Annotated in this window: 1 protein-coding gene; it reads left to right on the top strand. The window is 69.3% G+C overall.

Annotated elements, in window-relative coordinates; all coding sequences use genetic code 11:
* Positions 1-208: 208 nt before the first annotated feature.
* On the top strand, positions 209-421 hold the full coding sequence (locus G3I56_RS42820) for a DUF3073 domain-containing protein (RefSeq protein ID WP_046529151.1): 213 nt from the start codon (positions 209-211) through the stop codon (positions 419-421).
* The last annotated feature ends 25 nt before the right edge of the window (positions 422-446 follow it).

The raw sequence follows: 446 nt of genomic DNA, 5'->3' as shown, positions 1-446 counted from the left end.
GTCACAGCGGGCGACGCACCGGCGTCACGGCCGTCCTGAACGCCCGACCAGCACGAGGTGCGATCGTGGCCGACCCCACCCGCGCGCAGGTGGTCGGAATGGATCACGACCATGTACCGTTGCCACACGAAGAGACTGATACAGCACCCCGGGGCCGCACGTGTGAGCACGGAGCCGCCCCGCTTCCACGTTAGAGGGGGTCGATGCCATTGGGCGCGGCCGTCAGAAGGCAAAGCAGACGAAGGTCGCTCGGGAGCTGAAGTACTTCAGCCCCGACACGAACTACCGGGCTCTCGAGCAGGAGCTCTCGTCTCGCCGCCACAACGACGTCGTCACGGACAGCCGCCGCAGCGCGGTGGACACGGACGACAGCGAGCCCGCCGGCTGGGACCGCTGGCCCTCGGAGGACGACGAGCGCTGACCGCGCTCGGGTCGTACGGGTGCGG

This window comes from Streptomyces sp. SID12488 (genome assembly GCF_010548275.1).
Lineage (GTDB): Bacteria > Actinomycetota > Actinomycetes > Streptomycetales > Streptomycetaceae > Streptomyces.
The sequence above is the reverse complement of the archived record's forward strand: the minus strand, read 5'-3'. Positions and strand labels throughout refer to the sequence as shown.